Annotated in this window: 19 protein-coding genes; 8 read left to right on the top strand and 11 right to left on the bottom strand. The window is 60.3% G+C overall.

Annotated elements, in window-relative coordinates:
* Window positions 1-48: 48 nt before the first annotated feature.
* The 8 genes from urtA to cbiE all read right to left on the bottom strand — a co-directional run bounded on the left by urtA (window position 49) and on the right by cbiE (window position 7,660).
* Window positions 49-1,314 carry an urea ABC transporter substrate-binding protein gene (urtA, locus tag ACP7B0_RS18325; protein ID WP_426142958.1) on the bottom strand — a complete coding sequence of 422 codons (1,266 nt, stop codon included), beginning with the start codon at window positions 1,312-1,314 and terminating at the stop codon, window positions 49-51.
* A 359-nt stretch (window positions 1,315-1,673) separates the two neighbouring features.
* The gene (locus ACP7B0_RS18320) at window positions 1,674-3,074 is read right to left on the bottom strand and encodes a PepSY-associated TM helix domain-containing protein (protein ID WP_426142956.1); all 1,401 of its coding nucleotides are present in this window, start codon (window positions 3,072-3,074) and stop codon (window positions 1,674-1,676) included.
* A gap of 85 nt (window positions 3,075-3,159) precedes the next feature.
* Window positions 3,160-3,528 carry a DUF2946 domain-containing protein gene (locus ACP7B0_RS18315; RefSeq protein WP_426143097.1) on the bottom strand — a complete coding sequence of 123 codons (369 nt, stop codon included), beginning with the start codon at window positions 3,526-3,528 and terminating at the stop codon, window positions 3,160-3,162.
* Between the two features lie 78 nt (window positions 3,529-3,606).
* Entirely contained in the window at window positions 3,607-4,077 is a 471-nt protein-coding gene (locus ACP7B0_RS18310) for a copper chaperone PCu(A)C (protein ID WP_426143096.1), read from the bottom strand.
* Between the two features lie 44 nt (window positions 4,078-4,121).
* Window positions 4,122-4,508 carry a DUF2946 domain-containing protein gene (locus ACP7B0_RS18305; protein WP_426142954.1) on the bottom strand — a complete coding sequence of 129 codons (387 nt, stop codon included), beginning with the start codon at window positions 4,506-4,508 and terminating at the stop codon, window positions 4,122-4,124.
* 127 nt (window positions 4,509-4,635) lie between these two features.
* On the bottom strand, window positions 4,636-5,364 hold the full coding sequence (locus tag ACP7B0_RS18300; protein ID WP_426142952.1) for a cobalt-precorrin-6A reductase: 729 nt from the start codon (window positions 5,362-5,364) through the stop codon (window positions 4,636-4,638).
* Window positions 5,361-6,458: a cobalt-precorrin-5B (C(1))-methyltransferase gene (locus ACP7B0_RS18295; protein WP_426142950.1), complete on the bottom strand. Its 1,098-nt coding sequence runs from the start codon at window positions 6,456-6,458 to the stop codon at window positions 5,361-5,363. Before ACP7B0_RS18295 ends, ACP7B0_RS18300 begins: the two co-directional genes overlap by 4 nt.
* Window positions 6,458-7,660 carry a precorrin-6y C5,15-methyltransferase (decarboxylating) subunit CbiE gene (gene cbiE / locus ACP7B0_RS18290; protein WP_426142948.1) on the bottom strand — a complete coding sequence of 401 codons (1,203 nt, stop codon included), beginning with the start codon at window positions 7,658-7,660 and terminating at the stop codon, window positions 6,458-6,460. Before cbiE ends, ACP7B0_RS18295 begins: the two co-directional genes overlap by 1 nt.
* A gap of 129 nt (window positions 7,661-7,789) precedes the next feature.
* Here cbiE and cobG point away from each other — a divergent pair, with 129 nt between their 5' ends.
* The 8 genes from cobG (at window position 7,790) to ACP7B0_RS18250 (ending at window position 15,581) form a co-directional block, all read left to right on the top strand.
* Complete coding sequence (gene cobG, locus ACP7B0_RS18285; protein WP_426143095.1) at window positions 7,790-9,142, top strand: precorrin-3B synthase; 1,353 nt, start codon at window positions 7,790-7,792, stop codon at window positions 9,140-9,142.
* Entirely contained in the window at window positions 9,135-9,761 is a 627-nt protein-coding gene (locus ACP7B0_RS18280) for a precorrin-8X methylmutase (RefSeq protein WP_426142946.1), read from the top strand. Before cobG ends, ACP7B0_RS18280 begins: the two co-directional genes overlap by 8 nt.
* A complete protein-coding gene (locus ACP7B0_RS18275; RefSeq protein WP_426142944.1) occupies window positions 9,758-10,492 on the top strand; it encodes a precorrin-2 C(20)-methyltransferase in 735 nt (244 codons plus the stop codon). Before ACP7B0_RS18280 ends, ACP7B0_RS18275 begins: the two co-directional genes overlap by 4 nt.
* Complete coding sequence (gene cobJ / locus ACP7B0_RS18270) at window positions 10,492-12,195, top strand: precorrin-3B C(17)-methyltransferase (RefSeq protein WP_426142942.1); 1,704 nt, start codon at window positions 10,492-10,494, stop codon at window positions 12,193-12,195. The genes ACP7B0_RS18275 and cobJ overlap by 1 nt, the downstream gene beginning before the upstream one ends.
* Window positions 12,196-12,372: 177 nt before the next feature.
* Complete coding sequence (locus tag ACP7B0_RS18265) at window positions 12,373-13,035, top strand: hypothetical protein (RefSeq protein WP_426142941.1); 663 nt, start codon at window positions 12,373-12,375, stop codon at window positions 13,033-13,035.
* A gap of 357 nt (window positions 13,036-13,392) precedes the next feature.
* Window positions 13,393-14,181: a hypothetical protein gene (locus tag ACP7B0_RS18260; RefSeq protein ID WP_426142940.1), complete on the top strand. Its 789-nt coding sequence runs from the start codon at window positions 13,393-13,395 to the stop codon at window positions 14,179-14,181.
* A gap of 75 nt (window positions 14,182-14,256) precedes the next feature.
* Complete coding sequence (locus tag ACP7B0_RS18255; protein ID WP_426142938.1) at window positions 14,257-14,919, top strand: hypothetical protein; 663 nt, start codon at window positions 14,257-14,259, stop codon at window positions 14,917-14,919.
* Window positions 14,916-15,581, top strand: a complete 666-nt coding sequence (locus tag ACP7B0_RS18250; RefSeq protein ID WP_426142937.1) for a hypothetical protein — start codon at window positions 14,916-14,918, stop codon at window positions 15,579-15,581. Before ACP7B0_RS18255 ends, ACP7B0_RS18250 begins: the two co-directional genes overlap by 4 nt.
* A 16-nt stretch (window positions 15,582-15,597) precedes the next feature.
* Here the strand turns inward: ACP7B0_RS18250 and ACP7B0_RS18245 are convergent, their stop codons facing one another.
* From ACP7B0_RS18245 to purD, 3 genes are all read right to left on the bottom strand, one after another.
* Window positions 15,598-16,194, bottom strand: coding sequence for a MarC family protein (locus ACP7B0_RS18245; RefSeq protein WP_426142935.1), 597 nt, complete (start codon window positions 16,192-16,194; stop codon window positions 15,598-15,600).
* Window positions 16,195-16,268: 74 nt separating this feature from the next.
* Window positions 16,269-19,058, bottom strand: a complete 2,790-nt coding sequence (locus ACP7B0_RS18240; RefSeq protein ID WP_426142933.1) for a response regulator — start codon at window positions 19,056-19,058, stop codon at window positions 16,269-16,271.
* Between the two features lie 145 nt (window positions 19,059-19,203).
* A complete protein-coding gene (gene purD / locus ACP7B0_RS18235; RefSeq protein WP_426142931.1) occupies window positions 19,204-20,499 on the bottom strand; it encodes a phosphoribosylamine--glycine ligase in 1,296 nt (431 codons plus the stop codon).
* Window positions 20,500-20,531: the final 32 nt, after the last annotated feature.

Below are 20,531 nucleotides of genomic sequence, written 5' to 3'. Positions count from 1 at the left end.
GCCGGTCCCACGGACTTTCACAGAAGCTCCCCAGGGGAGGCGTCGGACTTAGTTACTCTTCACCGCATGATCCGGCTTCTTGTCGTTGCCAGGGATGTACGGGCTCCAAGGCTGGGCGCGGATCGGTTCCTTGGTTTGCCAGACGACGTTGAACTGACCGTCATCCTGGATCTCGCCGATCATCACCGGCTTGTGCAGGTGGTGGTTGGTCTTGTCCATGGTCAGGGTGTAGCCCGACGGCGCAGCGAAGGTCTGGCCAGCCATGGCTTCGCGGACTTTATCCACATCCGTGGACTTGGCTTTCTCCACGGCCTGCGCCCACATGTGGATGCCCACGTAGGTGGCTTCCATCGGGTCGTTGGTTACGGCCTTGTCTGCGCCCGGCAGGTTTTTCTTCTTGGCGTAGGCTTTCCAGTCTGCTACGAATTTCTTGTTGACCGGGTTTTCCAGCGACTGGAAGTAGTTCCAGGCGGCCAGGTTGCCGACCAAGGGTTTGGTGTCGATGCCACGCAGTTCTTCTTCGCCCACCGAGAAGGCCACGACCGGCACATCGGTGGCTTTCAGGCCCTGGTTGGCCAGCTCTTTATAGAACGGCACGTTGGAGTCGCCGTTGACGGTGGAGATCACGGCGGTCTTGCCACCGGCCGAGAACTTCTTGATGTTGGCGACGATGGTTTGATAGTCCGCATGACCGAACGGGGTGTAGACCTCTTCGATGTCCTTGTCCGCTACGCCTTTGGAATGCAGGAAGGAACGCAGAATCTTGTTGGTGGTGCGCGGGTAGACGTAGTCGGTGCCCAGCAGGAAGAAACGCTTGGCGGCGCCGCCGTCTTCACTCATCAAATACTCGACCGCCGGAATCGCCTGCTGGTTAGGCGCTGCACCGGTGTAGAACACGTTCGGCGACATCTCTTCGCCTTCGTACTGAACCGGGTAGAACAACAGGCCATTGAGCTCTTCGAACACCGGCAAGACCGACTTACGCGACACCGAAGTCCAGCAGCCGAACACCACGGCGACTTTATCCTGGGTCAACAACTGACGGCCCTTTTCCGCAAACAGCGGCCAGTTCGACGCCGGGTCAACCACCACCGGCTCCAGCATCTTGCCGTTGACGCCGCCCTTGGCGTTGATTTCGTCGATGGTCATCAACGCCATGTCTTTGAGTGAGGTTTCGGAGATCGCCATCGTCCCGGACAACGAGTGCAGGATGCCGACCTTGATCGTCTCGGCTGCCTGAACGGTCCATGTCAGGCCCATGGCGGCGATTGATGCGGACAGGGTGAAAGCTTTGATCAAACTGCGACGCTTCATTGGGCTAGCTCCATTCACTTGGTTTTTTTAGAAGGGCGGGTCATTGCCTGAAAGCTTCTAAGCAAAGGCTATGCCCAGCCGGCCAAGTGGAGCTAAAGCGCGATCCAGAGCGGCTACTGCCTGGACATTTGCACTGCAATGGCGCTTTTAAAAAGCGGTGGTGCGGTGGGTGGTCGTAATTGGTGCGCGGGAGTCGGGCGTGAGCTTGCTTGAGCAACGGCCGAAGCGATTTTCCAGATGGGCCTCGGCTTGTTGGAGCGAGCGGGCGGCACTCCAACGGAACCGAAGAGACTGGCAGGTGAATTAGCACCGCAAATGCCGAATATTCACACCAAACCCACTACCAAAAAGCGGGAGGATCAAGCCGGCACGGTCTGTTTCCCGATCCGCGACAACACCAGCCAATCCACCAGATAAACCCCCACCAGCGAAGCCCCCACCAGCGGAAACGCCACGGCCAGTACAAACATGATCACCATGGCCGATTTCCAGCGGGGCAGGTCGTGGCGCAGTGGCGGGACGCCCAATTTGCCTTGAGGACGGCGTTTCCACCAGATCACCAGCCCGCTGATCGACCCCAGCAGGATCATCAGGCAGACCATCAGGATCAGCAGTTGATTGACCCAGCCAAAAAACTTGCCCTCATGCAGCATCACACTCAGCTCGGTGGCTTTGGACACCGGGCTGTAATCCTTCCAGCGCACATCGGCCAGCACCTTGCCGCTGTATTGATCGATATGCAGGGTCGCGTCGTTGCGCGGGTCGTCGGCGAAGACCGACACGGTGAACACGCCATCGGCGGTTTTCGGTTGAGTGATGCTGTAACCCGGTTCGATGCCGCGTTCGGTGGCGATGTCCACCACCTGTTGCAGCGACACGTTCGGTGCGGCAGGCGCGCTCGACATACCCGCGTGGTTCATGTGTTCGGCATGTTCGCCGGAGGGCATGGGCATCGATTTGGGCATCGGCGTGTTTTCCAGTGCCCAGGGCACGGTCTGCACGGTGGCGGTATTGAGCTCGCCAGCTTGCTTGTCAGACTTGGGCACTTCGTTCCACATGGCCGCCGGAAAGGTGTTCCACAGGTCAGCGTACTGCTTGCCCCACAGGCCGGTCCAGGCCATGCCGCTGATCAGCATGAACAGCAAAAACGCCGATCCCCAGAAACCCGTGACCGCGTGCAGGTCGCGCCACATCACCCGACCCCGCTTGCTCAGTCGCGGCCAGAGCACGCCCGCACCGGAACTGCCCCGTGGCCACCACAGGTAAAGCCCCGACACCACCAGCATGATCCCCCACCCGGCCGCCAGTTCGACGAGTCGGTCGCCCAGCGTGCCGATCATCAATTCGCCGTGCAGGGCGCGGGCGATGGCTTGCAGGTTTTGCTTGGCATCCTGAGTGCCGAGAATCTCGCCGCCATAGGGATTGATGAACACATTCACGTCACGACCGGCTTCCTGCACAACGAATTGCGCGCTGCCTTGCGCACTGGTCGGCGGGAAGTATTTGCCGATTTTCGCTTGGGGGAAGCTGCTCAGGACGCGCTGCTGCAACTGGTCGGCGCTGAGTTGATGGTGGGTCGGTGTAACGGTCAGCAAGTCCCGGTACATCAGGTTGTCCAGCTGCGGCTTGAACAGGTAGATGATGCCGGTCAGCGACAGCAGAATCATGAACGGCGCGACAAACAATCCGGCATAAAAATGCCAGCGCCAGGCGAGGTTATAAAAGGACACGGTCGGTTTGGAGCCAGTCTGTAGGGACATTTTTGCAGCGCTCTTGTCAGGCACAACACACGACGCAGCCCGCTCAAGCCGGCGTGGGCTTGAGCGGGTACGTAATCAAAGGGATTTATCGCGTGGCGAGCAGAGGCGGGGCGCGGCTTCGGGCGTTGGGGAAGGTGCTGCTTTGCGCGTGTCCGTGTTGGGTGGCCGCGCTGAAAAAATCAGCCGGGCGGGGCGGTGCCAAGGCCGTGACGGCAAGGGTCTGGGTGATCGCCGGGCAACTGAACAGCAACGTGCAGTAGCCGCATTTGGCCCACAGCACATGATCGACGCTGGCTTTCTCGGTGGTTGCATCCGCTTGATGGTGAGCCCCGTGCCCGGCGGACATATCCATGGACGCCGGCATCGACATGCTCATGCCCGCGTGCTGATCCATCGGCACCGCCTGGGAAACCAGCGGGCCGATGAAAATCATCAGCATGGCAAACAGGCTCAGCCAGGCGCCCCGGGATTTCCGAGGCTGCCTGGTGGCGCGATTGCGTGACGGGCGCGGGAGGTTCAACTCAGAGGTTCATCAATGATTGTGCATGCCTTGCATGGGTGCCTGTTTGAGCACCACAACCTGGACGGTGATATTGCCTGACTTTTCGAAGTGCAGCGTCAGCGGAAACTGCGCGCCTTCGATCAACGAGGATTTGTCCTTCAAATCAAGCATCATCACGTGATAGCCCATGGGCGCGAACGTCGCATCCGCCCCGGGCGGAATGTCCACGGCCGGCACTTGCTGCATTTTCATCAGGCCGTTGGCGTGCACATGCTCGTGCAGTTCGGCGGTGGCGGCAATGGGGGTGTCGACGCTGACCAGACGATCAGGCTGCTGGCCACTGTTGTGGATGACAAAATAGGCCGCCGCAGCGGGCGCATTTGGGGGTAATTCCATGGACCATGGCTGAGCGATGGTCAGCTCCCCGACCTTGTATTGATCGGCTTGGGCGAAACTGACTGGCAGCAGCAAAGCGGCCAGAATAAGCAGGTTTTTTAACATCATGATGTCTCCTGTACGTTGATCCAGCGTTTGGCGAACGAAGATCAGACCTGCGGAGACGCTCGGGGGTTGGCGCTTGGCCATTGCACGCGTGGCGAGGCATGAATCAGCACAATGGCCGGGCTGAACCGCTGGGGTTTCAGATGAGCAAAAAAGCCGTGACTGAAACCGGAAGGGATCACCACCACCATCGAACCCGAACAGCACCCGCAATGCTGCATGGCGCTGTGTTCATCGTGTCGTGAAGCGTCTTGATCGACCGACCCCAGAGACATTGCCACCAATCGGCTGCCGCTGCCCGAGCAGAAACTGCCCCACAGCACTTGCTCGCTCTGCGCGGGTGGCGCATTGGGCGAGAGCGGCATGACGAGCAGGCTGAAGAGCACTGCGAAGCAGGCGATCCAGACCGATGTCGTCCGTCGTTGGGACATGGCAGGTTCCATTCTTATTGGAGTCAATGCCGCTATTTAGCCTGAATGGTCGGCAGATGTAAAAAATCCGGGCCGCGGCGGGATGTCGCGGTCAAGTTGGAGCGACGGCTGCTCGCACCAGCGCAACTCAACGGTCAAGAGCGTTGAGCAGTTGCTCCACCGACTCAAATTCCCGGCCCACACTGGGCAATACCGGTCTCTTCAAAATCAGTACCGGTACCCGCAGCTCCCGCGCCACCTCAAGCTTGGCCTCGGTCGCGCTGCCGCCGCTGTTCTTGCTGATCAGCACGTCAATCTTGCGTTGTACAAAAAGTGAGCGTTCGTCTTCCAGCAGGAAGGGCCCCCGTGCGCCGATGACTTCGCAGCGTTCGTGGCGGGGCAGGTCGCGCAGGGTGTTTTCCAGGGCGCGCAAGGTCCAGAACTGATGAGCGGGGATTTCGTCCAGATGTTGCAACGGTTCGCGGCCCAGGGTGAACAGCGGTCGCTGAAACGGGGCGAGGGCCTGAATCAATTCGGCCCAGCCGCTGACCTCCCGCCAGTCGTCCTCCGGCCCGGCCTGCCACGCGGGTCGGCGCAAGGCCCAGCACGGGGTGCCGCTCAGTTGTGCGGCGAGGGCGGCGTTATGACTGATCTGCGCGGCGTAAGGGTGGGTTGCGTCCAGCAGCAGGTCGATGCCTTGTTCGACAATGAATTGCGCCAGACCTTCAGCGCCACCGTAGCCACCGACGCGTACCTGGCAGGTCAAATCAGTCGGCACACGCCCCACACCCGCCAGGCTGTAGATATGCTGCGGGCCCAAGGTACGGGCAATCGCCAACGCGTCGGTGACACCGCCGAGGAGCAAGATGCGTTTCATGGTTGAACGCCCGCCGTACCCACGATGCCGCCCTGACGATCAATCGCGAACACTTCAACCTGTACCTGCTCCGGCACCACGCTGCGGGCAAAATCCAGCGCGTGCTGACACACCACATCGCCCAAAGGAATGCCAAGGGCGGCGCTCATGGCCAGCGCTTGTTGACTGGTGTTGGCCTCGCGGATCGCCTGTTGCAGCGCGTCATCGGCCCCCACGTCGGCGGCCCAGCGCGCCAGCTGCGGCAGGTCGATGCTGGAGTGGCGGCTGTGCAGGTCCATATGGCGTGCGGCAAGTTTGCTGATCTTGCCAAAGCCGCCGCAGATGCTGAGTTTGCTGACGGGAGCCTTGCGCAGGTGCTTGAGCACGGCGCCGACGAAGTCGCCCATCTCGATCAGGGCAATGTCGGGCATTTGATAAACGCGGCGCATGGTGTCTTCGCTGGCGTTGCCGGTGCAGGCGGCAATGTGCGAATAGCCGTTGGTTTTGGCGACGTCGATGCCCTGATGAATCGACGCGATGTAGGCCGCGCAGGAAAAAGGCCGCACGATGCCGCTGGTGCCCAGAATCGACAGGCCACCGATAATGCCTAGACGCGGGTTCATGGTTTTCAGCGCGAGCGCTTCGCCGCCTTCGACACCCACGGTGACTTCGAAACCACCGACGTAACCGGTTTCGTTCGCCAGCACTTGCAGGTGCTCGATCATCATGCGGCGGGGCACCGGATTGATCGCCGGTTCGCCGACATTCAGCACGAGGCCGGGGCGCGTCACCGTGCCGACGCCTGGGCCGGCGACGAACCTGACCGTGGGGATGTCCAGCAATCGCACCCTGGCATAGACCAGTGCGCCGTGGGTCACGTCCGGGTCATCGCCTGCGTCCTTGAGGGTTCCAGCCTCGGCACCCTCAGGGCACAGGCGACAGAACTCCAGGCGCATCTGCACCTGCTTGCCCTTGGGCAGGACGATATGCACCGCATCACTGACCGCGCCACCCAGCAGCAGCCGTGCCGCCGCGAGGCTGGTGGCGGTGGCGCAACTGCCGGTGGTCAAGCCACTGCGCAGCGGCGCGGGTTGCTCGGCGGTTTCGTCACGCATTAGGGTTTGACCACGTCCAGAAGGGTGATCGGCAGCGCTTGCCGCCAGGTATCGAAGTCACCCAGGGGCTTGGCGTGGGCGAGGTGAATGCGGGTCAGCTCACCGCCGTGCTGCCCACGCCAGGCCATCAGTGTTGCTTCGCTTTGCAGGGTGACGGCATTGGCGACCAGCCGTCCGCCGGATCGTAACTGTTGCCAGCAGGTGTCGAGTACGCCGGGCCGTGTGACGCCGCCACCGATAAAAATCGCGTCAGGGCGCTCAAGACCCGCCAAGGCCGTGGGCGCAGTGCCGCGCACTAACTGCAAGCCCGGCACGCCCAGCGCATCGCGGTTGAACTCGATCAATTGCTGACGGCCTTCATCGACCTCAATCGCCAGGGCGCGGCAGCTCGGGTGGGCGCGCATCCACTCGATGCCGATAGAGCCGCAGCCTGCGCCGACGTCCCACAGCAATGCACCGGGCACGGGTGCCAGACGCGCCAACGTCATCGCCCGCACATCGCGCTTGGTCAGTTGACCATCGTGCTCGAAGGCTTCGTCCGGCAGACCGGCCACGGGCGAAAGGCGCAACGCATCGGGGGCGATGCGGCAGTCGATGGCGACCAGATTCAGCGCGGCGATTTCGGGGTTCGCCCATTCGCTGGCGAGCCCTTCAATGCGCCGCTCGGCGGTACCGCCCAAATGTTCCAGCACCGTCATGCGACTGGGGCCAAAGCCACGTTCGCGCAGCAGGCCGGCAATGGCGGCGGGGCTGCTGCCGTCATTGCTGAGGATCAACAGTCGCACGCCGTGATGGAAGTGAGCGTTGAGGGCCGCCAACGGACGCGCCACCACCGACAGCAGAACGACTTCCTGCAGAGGCCAGCCCAGCCGTGCCGCTGCCAGGGAATAAGACGAGGGCGCGGGCAGGATCAGCATTTCACGGATATCGACCACCCGAGCCAGGCTCGCACCGACGCCGAACAGCATCGGGTCGCCGCTGGCCAGCACGCACACCTCAGCGCCGCGTTGCTCCAGCACCGGGTTCAGGGAGAAGGGGCTGGGCCAGGCGCGGCGTTCGGCCTGGATGCACGCAGGCAGCAATTCCAGCTGGCGAGGGCCGCCGAACACCTGATGGGCACGCAGCAAGGCGTGCCGAGCGTTCTTGCCCAGCCCTTTATAGCCGTCTTCACCGATTCCCACGACAGTCAGCCAAGGCGACATTTAATTCCCTCAATCCAGTCTTCCGACAGAGCGGCTTTTCATGCTTGCGGACAAAGCAGGCATAATACCGCGCCCAAGCGGCACAAGTGGCCTATTCACGTGCAGTCCAGTTCCAGCCATGGTGATCCATTGACCGAGCCGACGCCCGCTCGCCCGCCTTCGATACCTCTACGCCCCTCGGCCTGTCCGGGGTTGCTGCGTATCGTCCCGGCGCTGGATGGCGGTATCTGCCGCATCAAGCTGGCCGGCGGCTCGATCACTTCTTGTCAGGCGCTGGCCATTGCCGAGGCTGCGCAACGGTACGCCCATGGCGTGATCGAGGCGACCAATCGCGGCAATCTGCAAATTCGCGGCATTGGCGATCAGCAGGACGCGTTGATCCAGACGCTGCTGGCGGCGGGCCTGGGGCCGAAGAATCTTCACAGCGACGACGTGCGCAATCTGATGCTCAGCCCCAGCGCCGGGCTTGATCCCGACATGCTCCTGGACACGCGCCCGCTGGCGGCACAGATCCTCGCCGCACTGGAAAACAACCCGCGCTTTCACGACCTGTCGCCCAAGTTCGCCCTGTCGCTGGATGGTGGCGAAAGCCTGGCGATGCTTGAACATCCCCACGACCTGTGGCTTTCGGCATTGCAGATGGACGGCGAAACGCTCCTGGGCTTTGGCTTTGCCGGTTGTCCCGCGCAGGATTCGCCCGTGGCTGCCGTTCCCGTCGCCAAGGGTCTGGAACTGGTGCTGGCCGTGCTCGAGCTGTTTCTGGAGACGGCGCGGCCCGATCAGGTGCGCATGCGTCAGTTGTTGGCTGAAAGGCCTGTTGAACAGCTGCTTGAGCAGTTGGCGACCCGCTTGGGATCGATCCTGCGTCGGGGCCCGCACATCACGAGTTGGCGACGTCCGTCTGTTCAAGCTGATCGGCACATCGGCATTTATCCACAGCATCAAGCGGGCAGCGTGTGCGTGGGGGGCGTGGCGCCACTGGGACGACTCGACCCCCAGATGCTCACCGCCATTGCGCAATTGGCCGCTGAAGCCGGAGACGGCAGCCTGCGCCTGACGCCCTGGCAAAGTGTGCTGTTGCCCAACATCCCGGTCGAGCGTGGGCAAGCTGTATTGTCGAGCCTTCAGGCAGCGGGACTGCTGTGTAACGCCGAGCACGCGTTGGCCCGGATGATCGCCTGCACAGGTTCGACCGACTGCGCCAAAGGCCTGGCCGACACCAAGGGCGATGCCCGAATCCTGGCCGCCCGATTGCAACGTAATGGCATCAGCCGCGCCGTGCATCTGTCGGCGTGCAAGCGTTCCTGTGCGGCGGCCCATCGCGCGCCGGTGACCTTGCTGGCGGTCTCCGCTGGCCATTACGACCTTTATTTTCGCGATGCAGCACAACCGGGTTTCGGTGTGCTGCAAGCGCGTGACCTCACTATTGAAGCAGCCGGCGCGTTGTTGATCGCCGACTCACGGAGCAGCACCCATGATTAATTACATCCGCGATGGTCAGGAGATATATCGCAACTCCTTCGCCATTATCCGTGCGGAGGCGCGCCTGGACACGATCCCGGCGGATCTGGAAAAACTCGCCGTGCGCGTGATTCATGCCTGCGGCATGGTCGAGGTCATCGAAGACCTGCGCTTCTCGCCCGGTGCGGGCAAGGCCGGGCGCGATGCGCTGTTGGCCGGTGCGCCAATCCTGTGCGATGCGCGCATGGTGTCTGAAGGCATCACCCGCACCCGCCTGCCCGCCAACAATCAGATCATCTGCACGCTCCACGATGAAGGCGTGCGGGAAATGGCCCTGGAGCGGGGCAATACACGCTCCGCGGTGGCGCTGGAGCTGTGGCGTCCGTATCTGGAAGGCAGCGTCGTGGTCATCGGCAACGCGCCGACCGCGCTGTTCTATTTGCTGGAAATGCTCGACGCGGGCGCCCCCAAACCGGCATTGATCCTCGGTTTTCCGGTCGGCTTCGTGGGCGCTGCCGAATCCAAGGCGATGCTGGCCGCCGACAGCCGTGGCGTGCCGTTCGTCATCATGCAAGGGCGACGGGGCGGCAGCGCCATGGCGGTTGCCGCCGTCAACGCACTGGCCACGGAGATCGAATGATGCAGGCTCGCGGTCGATTGATTGGTCTGGGCGTCGGCCCCGGCGACCCGGAGCTGATTACCGTCAAGGCGCTGCGCCTGCTGCGTGAGTCGCCGGTGGTTGCCTACTTCGTCGCCAAGGGCAAGAAAGGCAACGCCTTCGGCATCATCGAAGGCCATTTGCAGGCTGCCCAGACGCTGATGCCACTGGTTTATCCAGTCACCACCGAAGCGCTGCCCGCGCCGATGTCCTACGAACAAGTGATCAGCGATTTCTACGATGCCTCCAGCGCCGACGTGGCCGCGCACCTGGATGCGGGGCGTGATGTCGCCGTTATCTGCGAAGGCGATCCGTTCTTCTATGGCTCCTACATGTACCTGCACGACCGTCTGGCCGACCGTTACGAAGCCGAGGTCATACCGGGCGTGTGCTCGATGCTGGGCGGCGCTTCGGTGCTGGGTGCGCCGCTGGTGTACCGCAATCAAAGCCTGTCGGTGCTGTCCGGCGTGCTGTCCCATGAAGAGCTCAAGCGCAAGCTGGCCGACACCGACGCGGCAGTGATCATGAAACTGGGGCGCAATTTCCCGAAAGTCCGCCTGGTGCTGGAAGAACTTGGTCTGGCCGAGCGTGCGCTGTATGTCGAACGCGCCACCATGGCTAACCAAAAGATTGTGCCGCTGGATCAGGTCGAACCCATGTCCTCGCCGTACTTCTCGCTGATTATCGTGCCCGGCGAAAGGTGGCAAGGCTGATGGCCCATAACACGCCCGCCATTGTCATTCTGGGCAAAGGCAGCCTCGCCACGGCGCGGCGCATTCAGCAGCTTTACCCCGAGGCATTGATTTACGGCCTTGTGGGGCGGGTCGACGGTGCGGACCGAACCTACAGCGAATTCGGCGCCACGTTGCGTAAGCTCTATCAGCAGGACACGCCGATCATTGCCTTGTGCGCCGCGGGCATCGTCATTCGTACGCTTGCGCCGTTGTTGCTTGAAAAAGGTGCCGAACCTGCCGTTCTGGCCGTGGCTGAAGACGGCAGCGCAGTTGTGCCGCTACTGGGCGGCCTGGGCGGCGTGAACGTCATGGCGCGAAAAATGGCTGCCGGGCTGGGCATCTCGCCAGCGATCACCACCAGCGGCGAACTGCGCTTTGGCACCTGCCTGCTCGACCCGCCCGCCGGTTATTCTCTGGGCGATCTGGAACTGGGCAAGCGCTTCGTCTCTGACCTGCTGTGCGGTGAAAGCGTGCGCATCGAAGGTTCCGCGCCGTGGCTGGTCAAGGCCAGACTGCCGGAAGACGAACAGGCGCGGCTGGCGATTCATGTGGGGTGCGCCGAGCGAGTACCGTCGGAGCATGAACTGCTGATTTATCCCCGTAGCGTCGCCGTGGCCGTGAGCGCGGTTCATCCCGAACTGGCAACCCGTGTCCGTGCAGCGCTGCATGAGGCCGGGATCGCCGTGCAATCCCTGGCGTGCCTGTTGGCACCCGACTCGCAGATGGCCGAACCACTGCTGCATCAGGCTGCCGCAGAACTGGCGGTGCCGGTGCGTTTCGTTCCCGCTGCGAGCGCAAGCGAAATGGCGACACACGCCGTGCCGCAACGGCTGCCGCCGATCAACGTCAACGACGACCTGGCCATCGTGGTTGCCCCGCAGCCGCTGGAGGTTCCGCTCATTGGCCGCACTCGGGGCCGGCTCGCCGTCATCGGGCTTGGCCCCGGCGCAGCGGAGTTGAGGGTGCCAGCGGTCACGTCTGAACTGGCCCACGCCAACGACGTGCTGGGCTACGAAACCTATGTGCGCATGGCCGGGCCGTTCCGCCCTGATCAAGTGCTGCACTGCACCGACAACCGAGAAGAAATGCAGCGCGCCCGTCATGCCTTCGAACTGGCTGCATCAGGGCGTCGCGTGGTGGTGGTGTCTTCGGGGGATCCGGGCGTGTTCGCCATGGCCTCGGCGGTGCTGGAGGCTTTACACGAATCCACTAACACCGATTGGCATACGGTCGATCTGGAAATCCTGCCGGGGGTCTCAGCCTCGCTTGCGACGGCCGCTCAGGCGGGCGCACCGTTGGGTCATGATTTCTGCGTGATGTCCCTGTCGGACAACCTCAAGCCCTGGGACGTGATCGAACAGCGTCTCGATCTGGCCTCCCGGGCCGATCTGGCGCTGGCCTTCTACAACCCCATCTCCCGCTCGCGGCCCTGGCAATTGGGTCGCGCACTGGAGATCGTCCGTCAGCATCGCGCGCCTGAAACGCCCGTGACTCTGGGGCGGGACATCGGCCGGCCGGGGCAGACGTTGCGCATCATCACCTTGGGCGAACTGACGCCGGAGCAGGTGGACATGCGCACGATGGTGTTGATCGGGTCTTCGACAACCTGCACCTTCCCGCGGCCGGATGGCAGGCAGTGGGTCTACACACCGCGTTGGTACGGGGAAAAGCCCCGCAGTTGATAACGGCCTGATCAATGCGGTCTTACACGCACACGTTGGCAGAGTCATTGACTGCCAACGTGTGGGCGATTCTTCATTGGCGCAAGTAAGAAGCGTCTTTATTATCGGTGATGCCATGGTCGGAAGTGCTTTGATTAGTTAGCTTGACTGCTCACTTGATCTACAAGGAGAGTAGATATGAATAACCTGAAATCTGATTCAACTCATTTCAATGCTGTTATTTCCGGTAATCACCTGATTTCTTTTCCAGAGCTGTCAGAGACTCAAAGGCAGGACGTTATCGACCTGATGATGTATGCCGACTTTTATGCCAGCCAAACCTGGCGCCGGGAAGAACAGTGGACGAGCTGGATGCAGTATTACCAGAAACAACTGCTCGCCTCGGGTTGTCAGTTGGTCAGCAACATTGTCAAAGAGCCCATATACATCACCGATGCCAGCGAACTGGATCATATCGGTTTTGGTGTGACCGGCACGGCGCGGGTTGGGAAACTGCTGGAACTTGCTCAGCGGTCCTTCAAGGCCGCTCGGGTCAGTCACTATGCCCGGCATTTTTTTGAGTTCGGTTCGGCGGCAGGATCCCTCAGCGCTTTCCAGGTGGTGCCCTGCGAACCTGTGGATGGGGATACCGTAAGGATTCTGATCTGCGGTTTAAATGCCAGTGCAACGGTTGTCTCGGACGATCGGGGCGGGGACTGGCGGGTCAATCGGGAAATGGTGATCCGTCTCTCGGGCGGCATTTACTCATTGAGCCAGAAGGACTACACGGCTCACAGGGATCGAATTCGCACGCGCCTGCTTCAAGTGTCTCGTTACAATCTTCGGGGAGTCAACATCTGAACGTGGCAGCCTGCTGGTGCGTAATGTGATTTGGAAGTTGTAGGAATAATCATCTAATCGCCAGGGTTTTGTTTGTTGTCCTTGTGCTGAAAGCCGGTTTTGGCGAGAGGTAATGTTCAAGCTGTTGTCGGAGGGTTGATTTTCTAATAGCAGCGTTTTGCCTGTTTCAATAGCCTCGCCTAGCGTTTGTTGGGTTTAGTGAGTTTTTTACATGAGTTGCCCTCTCTAGGAATAAGAGTTCTAATGTTTTATCGAGGCGGCAGTTTTCAATATCGCAGGTGTTGCAGTAGTCGGCAGGCTGCGCTAGTTTGAAAGCGTCCATGAGGGACGCTATTAATCAAAAAGGAATTGAAGCCCGTGAATATTATTGAGTTTGATAAAGCCGTTAATGAAAGTCGTGCAGCCCTGGAAAACTGCGAGCTCGGCAGCTGTGTACCTCCAGCACAGTTGAATGGCGCACTTGCGGCACTCACCGTGGATCAAAAGAAGCCTGAAGCCGCTGTTGCCAACGATGTGGTTCTTTCCATCGTCGCTGGCATGAGCAAGGAAAAAAAAGAAATCATCAAGGACTGTGTCCTGTTTGCCTCGCTGGCGGCTACCAAAGCGTCTCCAACGGAGGGTGTTGCCTGGTACAACACGTTCAAACAGGTCATGGCCTATTGTGGCTGGCCTTCCCAAACCGCCGGGTTGAGTGACTACACGGCGAGCAACAGCAAGTTCACCATGGAGCAGGAAGGTCTCAAGATTCTGTCTTCCGCCATCGCCACCATCGGAACCGGTGGCGCTGCGGGTGCGATCATGTTGAAACTTGCCAAGGACACCTTTGCTGTTCTGCAGGCAAGTGACAAGCCGCTGAGGCTGTTCGAAAACTCCAGCCGCAAACACAATGGCGGACGCTTCGCCATTGCGTCCGGCGTCGAGTCTGAAGACGGCGAAGTGATCATGGCGATGGGGGCGGTGGATTTTTCCACCTCCCTGAATGTAACAAACGTGTTGTTCTGGGAATGGAACAGCTCGGAAGTAAAAATCAAACGCGCCGAAAATCACATGATCCTGAATCAGCGCCATTTCCAGAGTGTCAGCGACGTCATTCGCGAAAAGCTCACCGGTAATGCCCGGGAAGCCCTTGAGTCGTTTGATATTTGACCCATCCGGAGTCGCGGTTCGCCGCGACTCTTTCTTCTTAAACAGTGAGCAAACGATATGTGCAAAGGATTGCCATTGCGTTATGTAAATGCCAATAGCCTGTTCTTTTTCTCCGGCCAGTCCAGTGCTGCATTTCAGGCTGATGTACTGACCTGCAGCCTGTATTCCCACCTCGCCGCCTCAAAGAAGTATTCCGCGTTCGATCAGGTCATCGACTGGCGCCGCCAGTATTTTGATGTCCTGACGGGCTTCCGATGCCTGATCCCCCACAGAGAAAACCACACGTTATCCCTCGAAGCGGGTGAGACCCCCTGGCGCTGTTTGGTCAGGGAATTGGGCGCTCGGGTTTCTCCAGCATTGCGGGAGACGGCTGAAAACACCTTCATCCAGCTGTCGAGCGATACCCAGAGTCCCGCGCTGAAGCTGCTTGAAGCACAAAGCATACGGACGCTATCCGATGAGCCCGGGACGTATGACGTGTCCCTGCAGATAGGCTTTTGCGATGACGCACCTGCGGTGACATTGGGATTTCTTTCATTCAAAACCACCTCGCCGGTTGCCGGACTGCCACTGGCGGCCTTGCTCACTGAAGGTCACATTTCGGAAGCACTGGAGCTGTCGATCATTTCGTTCGAAGTGGACGAACACGATTTCGGCTACTTCCGCCAGGCGCTGATTGAACGACTGGGCTCAAGGCGTGACGAACTGATTGTGAAGATTCCGGAGGTCCAGGTATGAACACCCATTCGTCCAGATCGCTCCTGTTGCGATCAAACCTGGTGTCGTTTATTCCTGGCGTACCGAGCGAGAGCAGGGCAGATATTCTGGATGTCCTGTTGCTTGCTGAGCTAAGCGCGTCTGAACTTCACAAGCGCGAAGCCAAGTGGGAGCCATGGCTCGAGGCTTACACAAGGGTGCTGCTTGATTCAGGCATCGTGCGCCGCAGCTCGTTGACCCCAAAACCGGTAAAAGTGAGCAATGAAAGCGGTTTCCGCCGCGAAACCGCCAAATTGATCAGAACCATACGCCCTGCGCAGCTTGCGAATGTCGCGCAGGCAGGGTTGGCCGACATGTTCAGTAGTGAGCATGCTCGTCATTTCTTCAGCAGTTGGTTCAGCTTCAACTCGGGTCGGTCAGACAGCTTTCAGATAGTGCCCTGTGAGCGCGCAGTGTCAGGGGAGATCCATATTGCCTTGTGTGGATTACAGATGCGTACCCGCACGAGGGTAAAGCCCCCAAATTTCTTTTTCCCCCATTGGCCGCTCGATTACGAAATGACCCTGACGCTCAGAGGGGGCGGGCTTGTTTTTGACAGCTCGGCCTATGAGCAACACCGGGAACGCGTGCAACGGGAATTGTTCGACAGGGGCGGCGAAGGTATCAAGCCTATCGAGTTTTAATATCCGGCAATGCGGGTTATGGCAGCAGATAGCCTCGCACTCCAGTAAAAATAATCTGCGCGGCCAGCGCGCACACGAACAACCCCATCAAGCGGCTGACGATCTGCAGGCCCTGATCACCCAGGACCCGTTCGATGTGATTGGACAGATAAAGCACCACACCAACGGTCAGGCTGGCCAGGGCAATGCTGAGGATGGCGGTGAGTTTGTCGTCCCAATGTGGCTGGCTGACCCCCATGACCAACAGCGCGCCGATAGTGCCGGGGCCGACGGTGAGCGGAATGGTCAGCGGGACGATGGTCATGTCCTGCTGCACATTGTCGGTCTGCACGACTGATTTGCCCTGGGCCATGCCCAGCGCCGAAATGAACAACACGCTGCCGGCACCAATGCGGAAGGCGTCGACGGTAATGCCGAACACCGTGAAAATCATCCGGCCGAACAAGTAGAGCAACACGCTGGAAATGAGCGTCGCCAAGGCCACTTTCCAGGCCAGGCGCCGTTGTTCCTTGCGTGAATGGCCTCGGGTCAGGCTGATGAAACAGGACAGGACGAAGAAGGGGCTATAGAGCACCAGCATCTTCAGATAAACGCTGAACAACACGTGGAGCATGGTTTGGGCTCGCGGCAGCAGAACAAGAACGAAGGGAGTCTATCAGGCGGCAGGCGCCACCTTTATATGGATTGTCAATTTTGCTGATAAACGTCTTCAGTTGGTGTCAGCGCGTGAGCCGTGGTGCGATGTTCGACCCAGAACTCGACCAGTTCGCGCAGTTGAGACAACTCGACGGGTTTGGCCATGTGGCCGTCCATGCCCGCCTGACGTGCGCGATCCTTATGCTCGGTCAGGATGTGCGCGGTCAGCGCCACGACCGGAGTCCGGACTCGCTGATTGCCGACTTCCCAGGCGCGCAATTGCTCAGTGGCAGAGAAACCGTCGAGAATCGGCATTTCGCAGTCCATCAGAACCAGGTCATAACGCTGAGCCTTCATCGCCCGTAGCGCTTCCTCGCCGTTGCTGGCGGTATCAGGGTGCAGGTTGAGCTTGCCGAGCATGCCGCGAATCACCTTGGTCGAGATGCTGTTGTCTTCTGCCACCAATATGCGGAAGTCGCTGGGTACGCTGATCGGCGTGTTAAGCGCGGCTGCAACATTCAGCGGGGGCGCGCCTTTGTTGCGCTGGGTGAGTTCGTCGGCCAGGGTCGTCTTGAGGGTGTAGCCGGCCACGGGTTTGGCGAGGATGCGCTTGATCCCGGCGTTGCGTGCGATGATTTTGCTCGGTGCGTTGCTGATACCGGTCAGCATGATGAGCAGAATATCGTTGTTGAGGCTGGGGTCTTCCTTGATCTTGGCCGCCAGTTGCATGCCTGTCATGCCGGGCATGTTCTGGTCGAGCAGGACCACATCGAAATAATCGCGCAAGTGCGCTTTGGTGCGCAGCAGCGCCAACGCTTCCTTGCCGGATGTCACGGCGCTGACGTTCAGGCTCCATGCCGTGCATTGCTGCACCAGGACCTTGCGGCAGGTGTCGTTGTCGTCGACCACCAGCACGCGCGCGCCTTTGAGCGGGCTGTCCAGGTCCAATGGCGGTTGCTCCAGGCGATCAGCGTCCAGCGGCAGGCTCAGCCACAGGGTGCTGCCCTGGCTGCTGCCGGTCTGTATGCCGAATTCACCGTCCATCAGCAGGATCAGCTGGCGCGCAATGACCAGCCCCAGGTGACCGCCCAGCTTGCTCGTGGCCAGGAAGTTCTTGCTGTGCAGCTCTGCATGGAGGAGGGCGTCACGTTCGCTCGGCGCCAGCGGCTCGCCGCTGTCCTGCACGGCGATGCGCAGGCGCGGCTTGCCCGCGCGGGAGTCGAGTGCGACCACCACCAGGATCTCGCCCTCGTCGGTCTTTTTCAGGGCGTTTTCCAGCAGGCTCAAAACGGTTTGACGCAGGCGGGTCGGATCACCGCTGATAACCCTGGGCACTTGAGGCTGGATCAGGCTGATCAGTTCGACGTTCTGCTGTTCGGCCTTGGCCCTGAAAATGTTCATGCAGTCTTCGATCAGCGCGCTGAGATCGAACTGCACGTCATCCAGCTCGATCTGGCCGGACTCCAGCTTGGTGATGTCGAGAATCTCGTTGATCAGCGTCAGCAGCTCATTGCCGGCACTGTGGACCGTCTGCACGTAATCGCGTTGCTTGACCGACAGGGGCGTGCCGAGCAGCAGTTCAGTCATGCCCAGGACGCCGTTCATGGGCGTGCGGATTTCGTGGCTGATCTTGGCCAGGAACTCGGCTTTTGCATTGATTTCCGCTGCGCTGGCGGCTTGATCCCGACTGATGCTGAACTTGTCTTCGGCGATGCTGCGATGGCGTTCGCTGAGGGCGATGCTCATGAGCAAGCCACTGAAGCAGAACACGCCGAGCAGGGTGAGGATCAGCCATTGCGGAGAAATCAGGGTCAGCCACAGCAACGCGGGCAGGATGATCAGGCAGCCAATGTTAAACGTGATCATCGAGACGACGAATAACCGTGCTGGCCAATACCCTTTCTGCCAGTGATACGCCGATACAAAAAGGATGCTCAGGGTCGTCAGGCTCACCAGCCCGAACGTCAGCAAGTTCACGGGCAAGGTGTCGACAAACAGAATCATCAGGGCGCCAAGGGTGACCACCAGCATGCTGCCCATCAACCAGCGGTCGAGCTTTACGACCTTGCGGTGAGAGAAGAAACAGTAGGTGTACATCAGCCCTGTTGCGGCCGCGAGCAGCAGCGTCAGGTGGGCGCTGGGTGTTTGAGCAATGTGCCAGGTGTTGAGCCAGGGCGAGGGGAGGTTGAGCAGTAACACCACACTCAACGCCAGGAAAGCTTCGCACGCCGCCAGCCACAGGTTACTGCGTGAGCGAGTATGGGCGTAACGGGTGAAGTTCTGCAGGATCAGCATGGCCAGGGACCCGAGCAATAACCCGAACAGAAAGGGTTCGCGTTCGTCGGCGGCGCTGTCGATGGCAGGTTGCAGCGTGATGTCGGGGCGCAACTGCTGGGTTGAGACCAGGCGCAGGTAGATATCGAGGGCAGCGTCGCTCTGCGGCAGCGGCAGCATGAAGTCTCTGGAACGAGGCGCCTGGCCTTGCGGCGGGACATTATTGCCGGTACGCGAATGGGTAATCAGTTGATCGCCCTTTAGAACGTACATGTCCAAGCTCGCCAGATCCGGCGCGAAGATACGCAGCAATTGTTCGTGTTCACGGGGCTGCAGGCGGTAATGCAACCACAGCGCGCTGTCGCGATCGGCGGCAGTGACCTTGGCCAGCTCGACAGGGCTGAAAGCGTTGTCGAAGCGTGCCGAGCGGATATCGCTCAGTTGCAGGTCGGCTTTGCTGTCGAGCAAGGTTGACCAGCCTGCACTTTGCTCGGCTTGCGCGGTGAGCATGAAGAGCAGGGTCAGCACCCCAATGGTTAGTCTTTTGGCAATCCTGAGCCAGCGCACGGCGAAATCCCTTCGTAGATGTATGCCTGATAACCCTGCGCGGTGCTGAAATAACCAGAAAACCCCGGACAGCTGGATGAATGACGGGGGCGAGTCATCTGTCTCACCCCCTGGAATTCAGGCTGGCTCTGGTTGCCCGACACCTTTATTCCAACTCTTGACCGCACTCGCGTGCAATGGCGCGATAGCCAATGTCACTGCGATAGAAACAACCTTCCCAATCAATCTTTGCAGCCAGAGCGTAGGCGTTTTTTTGCGCATCGCCAACGCTGTCGCCCATCGCTGTCGCGCACAATACGCGACCGCCACTGGTGACCACCTGGCCTTCCTGCAAGGCCGTTCCCGCATGAAACACTTTGCCTGGCAGTTGCGCGGCCTCTTCAAGGCCCTTGATCGCCGCACCCTTGGCGTAGTCGCCAGGATAGCCGCCAGCGGCCAGGACGATGCCCAGGCTGGGGCGCGGGTCCCATTGTGCTTCAACTTTGTCCAGTGCCTGCGCCAGTGCTGCTTCGACCAGCAACACGAGGCTGGACTGCAGGCGCAGCATTACAGGTTGGGTTTCCGGATCGCCAAAGCGGCAATTGAACTCAATCACCTTCGGGTTGCCCGCCTTGTCGATCATCAAACCAGCATAGAGGAAGCCGGTGTAAACATTACCTTCGTCGGCCATGCCTCGGACGGTCGGCCATATGACCAGGTCCATCACGCGCTGGTGAACGTCTGCCGTAACCACTGGAGCCGGAGAGTACGCGCCCATGCCGCCGGTGTTCGGACCGCTGTCGCCGTCGCCGACGCGCTTGTGGTCCTGGCTGGTGGCCATTGGCAATACATTCTTGCCGTCAACCATGACAATAAAGCTGGCTTCTTCGCCATCAAGGAACTCTTCGATGACGACACGCGAGCCTGCTTCACCAAAGGCATTGCCGGCCAGCATGTCACGTACGGCGTCTTCCGCTTCGGCCAGGGTCATGGCCACGATGACGCCCTTGCCTGCAGCTAGACCGTCGGCCTTGATCACAATCGGTGCGCCCTTCTCGCGAAGATAGGCCAGAGCCGGCTCGATTTCAGTGAAGTTCTGATAATCGGCGGTAGGAATCTTGTGGCGGGCCAGGAAATCCTTGGTGAACGCCTTGGAGCCTTCCAGCTGGGCGGCGCCCGCGGTCGGTCCGAAGCAATCCAGGCCACGGCTGCGGAACAGGTCGACAACGCCCGCAACCAGTGGCACTTCCGGACCAACGATGGTCAATGAAACGTTCTTTTGCGCGAAGTCCGCCAGTTGCTCAAGGGCGAGGACGTCGATGGCGACGTTTTCGCACTTGGCTTCAATGGCCGTCCCGGCATTGCCTGGAGCGACGAAAACCTTGACGACGCGGGGGTCCTGGGCAACTTTCCAGGCCAGGGCGTGTTCACGTCCGCCGCTGCCAATGATCAGTACTTTCATTTCAAAAAACCTCTATCTCGACAACGCGTAGC

The organism is Pseudomonas sp. DWP3-1-2 (genome assembly GCF_049896285.1).
Lineage (GTDB): Bacteria > Pseudomonadota > Gammaproteobacteria > Pseudomonadales > Pseudomonadaceae > Aquipseudomonas.
Note: the sequence above shows the minus strand (reverse complement) of the source record. Positions and strands in the feature narration are given on the sequence as shown.

What these genes read in the sequence shown, in the direction of transcription:
- ACP7B0_RS18245 (WP_426142935.1), bottom strand. Translation starts at nt 16,194, where the DNA reads ATGCTCCACGTGTTGTTCAGCGTTTATCTGAAGATGCTGGTGCTCTAT.
- ACP7B0_RS18310 (WP_426143096.1), bottom strand. Translation starts at nt 4,077, where the DNA reads ATGTTAAAAAACCTGCTTATTCTGGCCGCTTTGCTGCTGCCAGTCAGT.
- ACP7B0_RS18250 (WP_426142937.1), top strand. Translation starts at nt 14,916, where the DNA reads ATGAACACCCATTCGTCCAGATCGCTCCTGTTGCGATCAAACCTGGTG.
- ACP7B0_RS18280 (WP_426142946.1), top strand. Translation starts at nt 9,135, where the DNA reads ATGATTAATTACATCCGCGATGGTCAGGAGATATATCGCAACTCCTTC.
- ACP7B0_RS18305 (WP_426142954.1), bottom strand. Translation starts at nt 4,508, where the DNA reads ATGTCCCAACGACGGACGACATCGGTCTGGATCGCCTGCTTCGCAGTG.
- ACP7B0_RS18265 (WP_426142941.1), top strand. Translation starts at nt 12,373, where the DNA reads ATGAATAACCTGAAATCTGATTCAACTCATTTCAATGCTGTTATTTCC.
- ACP7B0_RS18300 (WP_426142952.1), bottom strand. Translation starts at nt 5,364, where the DNA reads ATGAAACGCATCTTGCTCCTCGGCGGTGTCACCGACGCGTTGGCGATT.
- purD (WP_426142931.1), bottom strand. Translation starts at nt 20,499, where the DNA reads ATGAAAGTACTGATCATTGGCAGCGGCGGACGTGAACACGCCCTGGCC.
- ACP7B0_RS18320 (WP_426142956.1), bottom strand. Translation starts at nt 3,074, where the DNA reads ATGTCCCTACAGACTGGCTCCAAACCGACCGTGTCCTTTTATAACCTC.
- ACP7B0_RS18295 (WP_426142950.1), bottom strand. Translation starts at nt 6,458, where the DNA reads ATGCGTGACGAAACCGCCGAGCAACCCGCGCCGCTGCGCAGTGGCTTG.
- cobJ (WP_426142942.1), top strand. Translation starts at nt 10,492, where the DNA reads ATGGCCCATAACACGCCCGCCATTGTCATTCTGGGCAAAGGCAGCCTC.
- urtA (WP_426142958.1), bottom strand. Translation starts at nt 1,314, where the DNA reads ATGAAGCGTCGCAGTTTGATCAAAGCTTTCACCCTGTCCGCATCAATC.
- cbiE (WP_426142948.1), bottom strand. Translation starts at nt 7,660, where the DNA reads ATGTCGCCTTGGCTGACTGTCGTGGGAATCGGTGAAGACGGCTATAAA.
- ACP7B0_RS18275 (WP_426142944.1), top strand. Translation starts at nt 9,758, where the DNA reads ATGATGCAGGCTCGCGGTCGATTGATTGGTCTGGGCGTCGGCCCCGGC.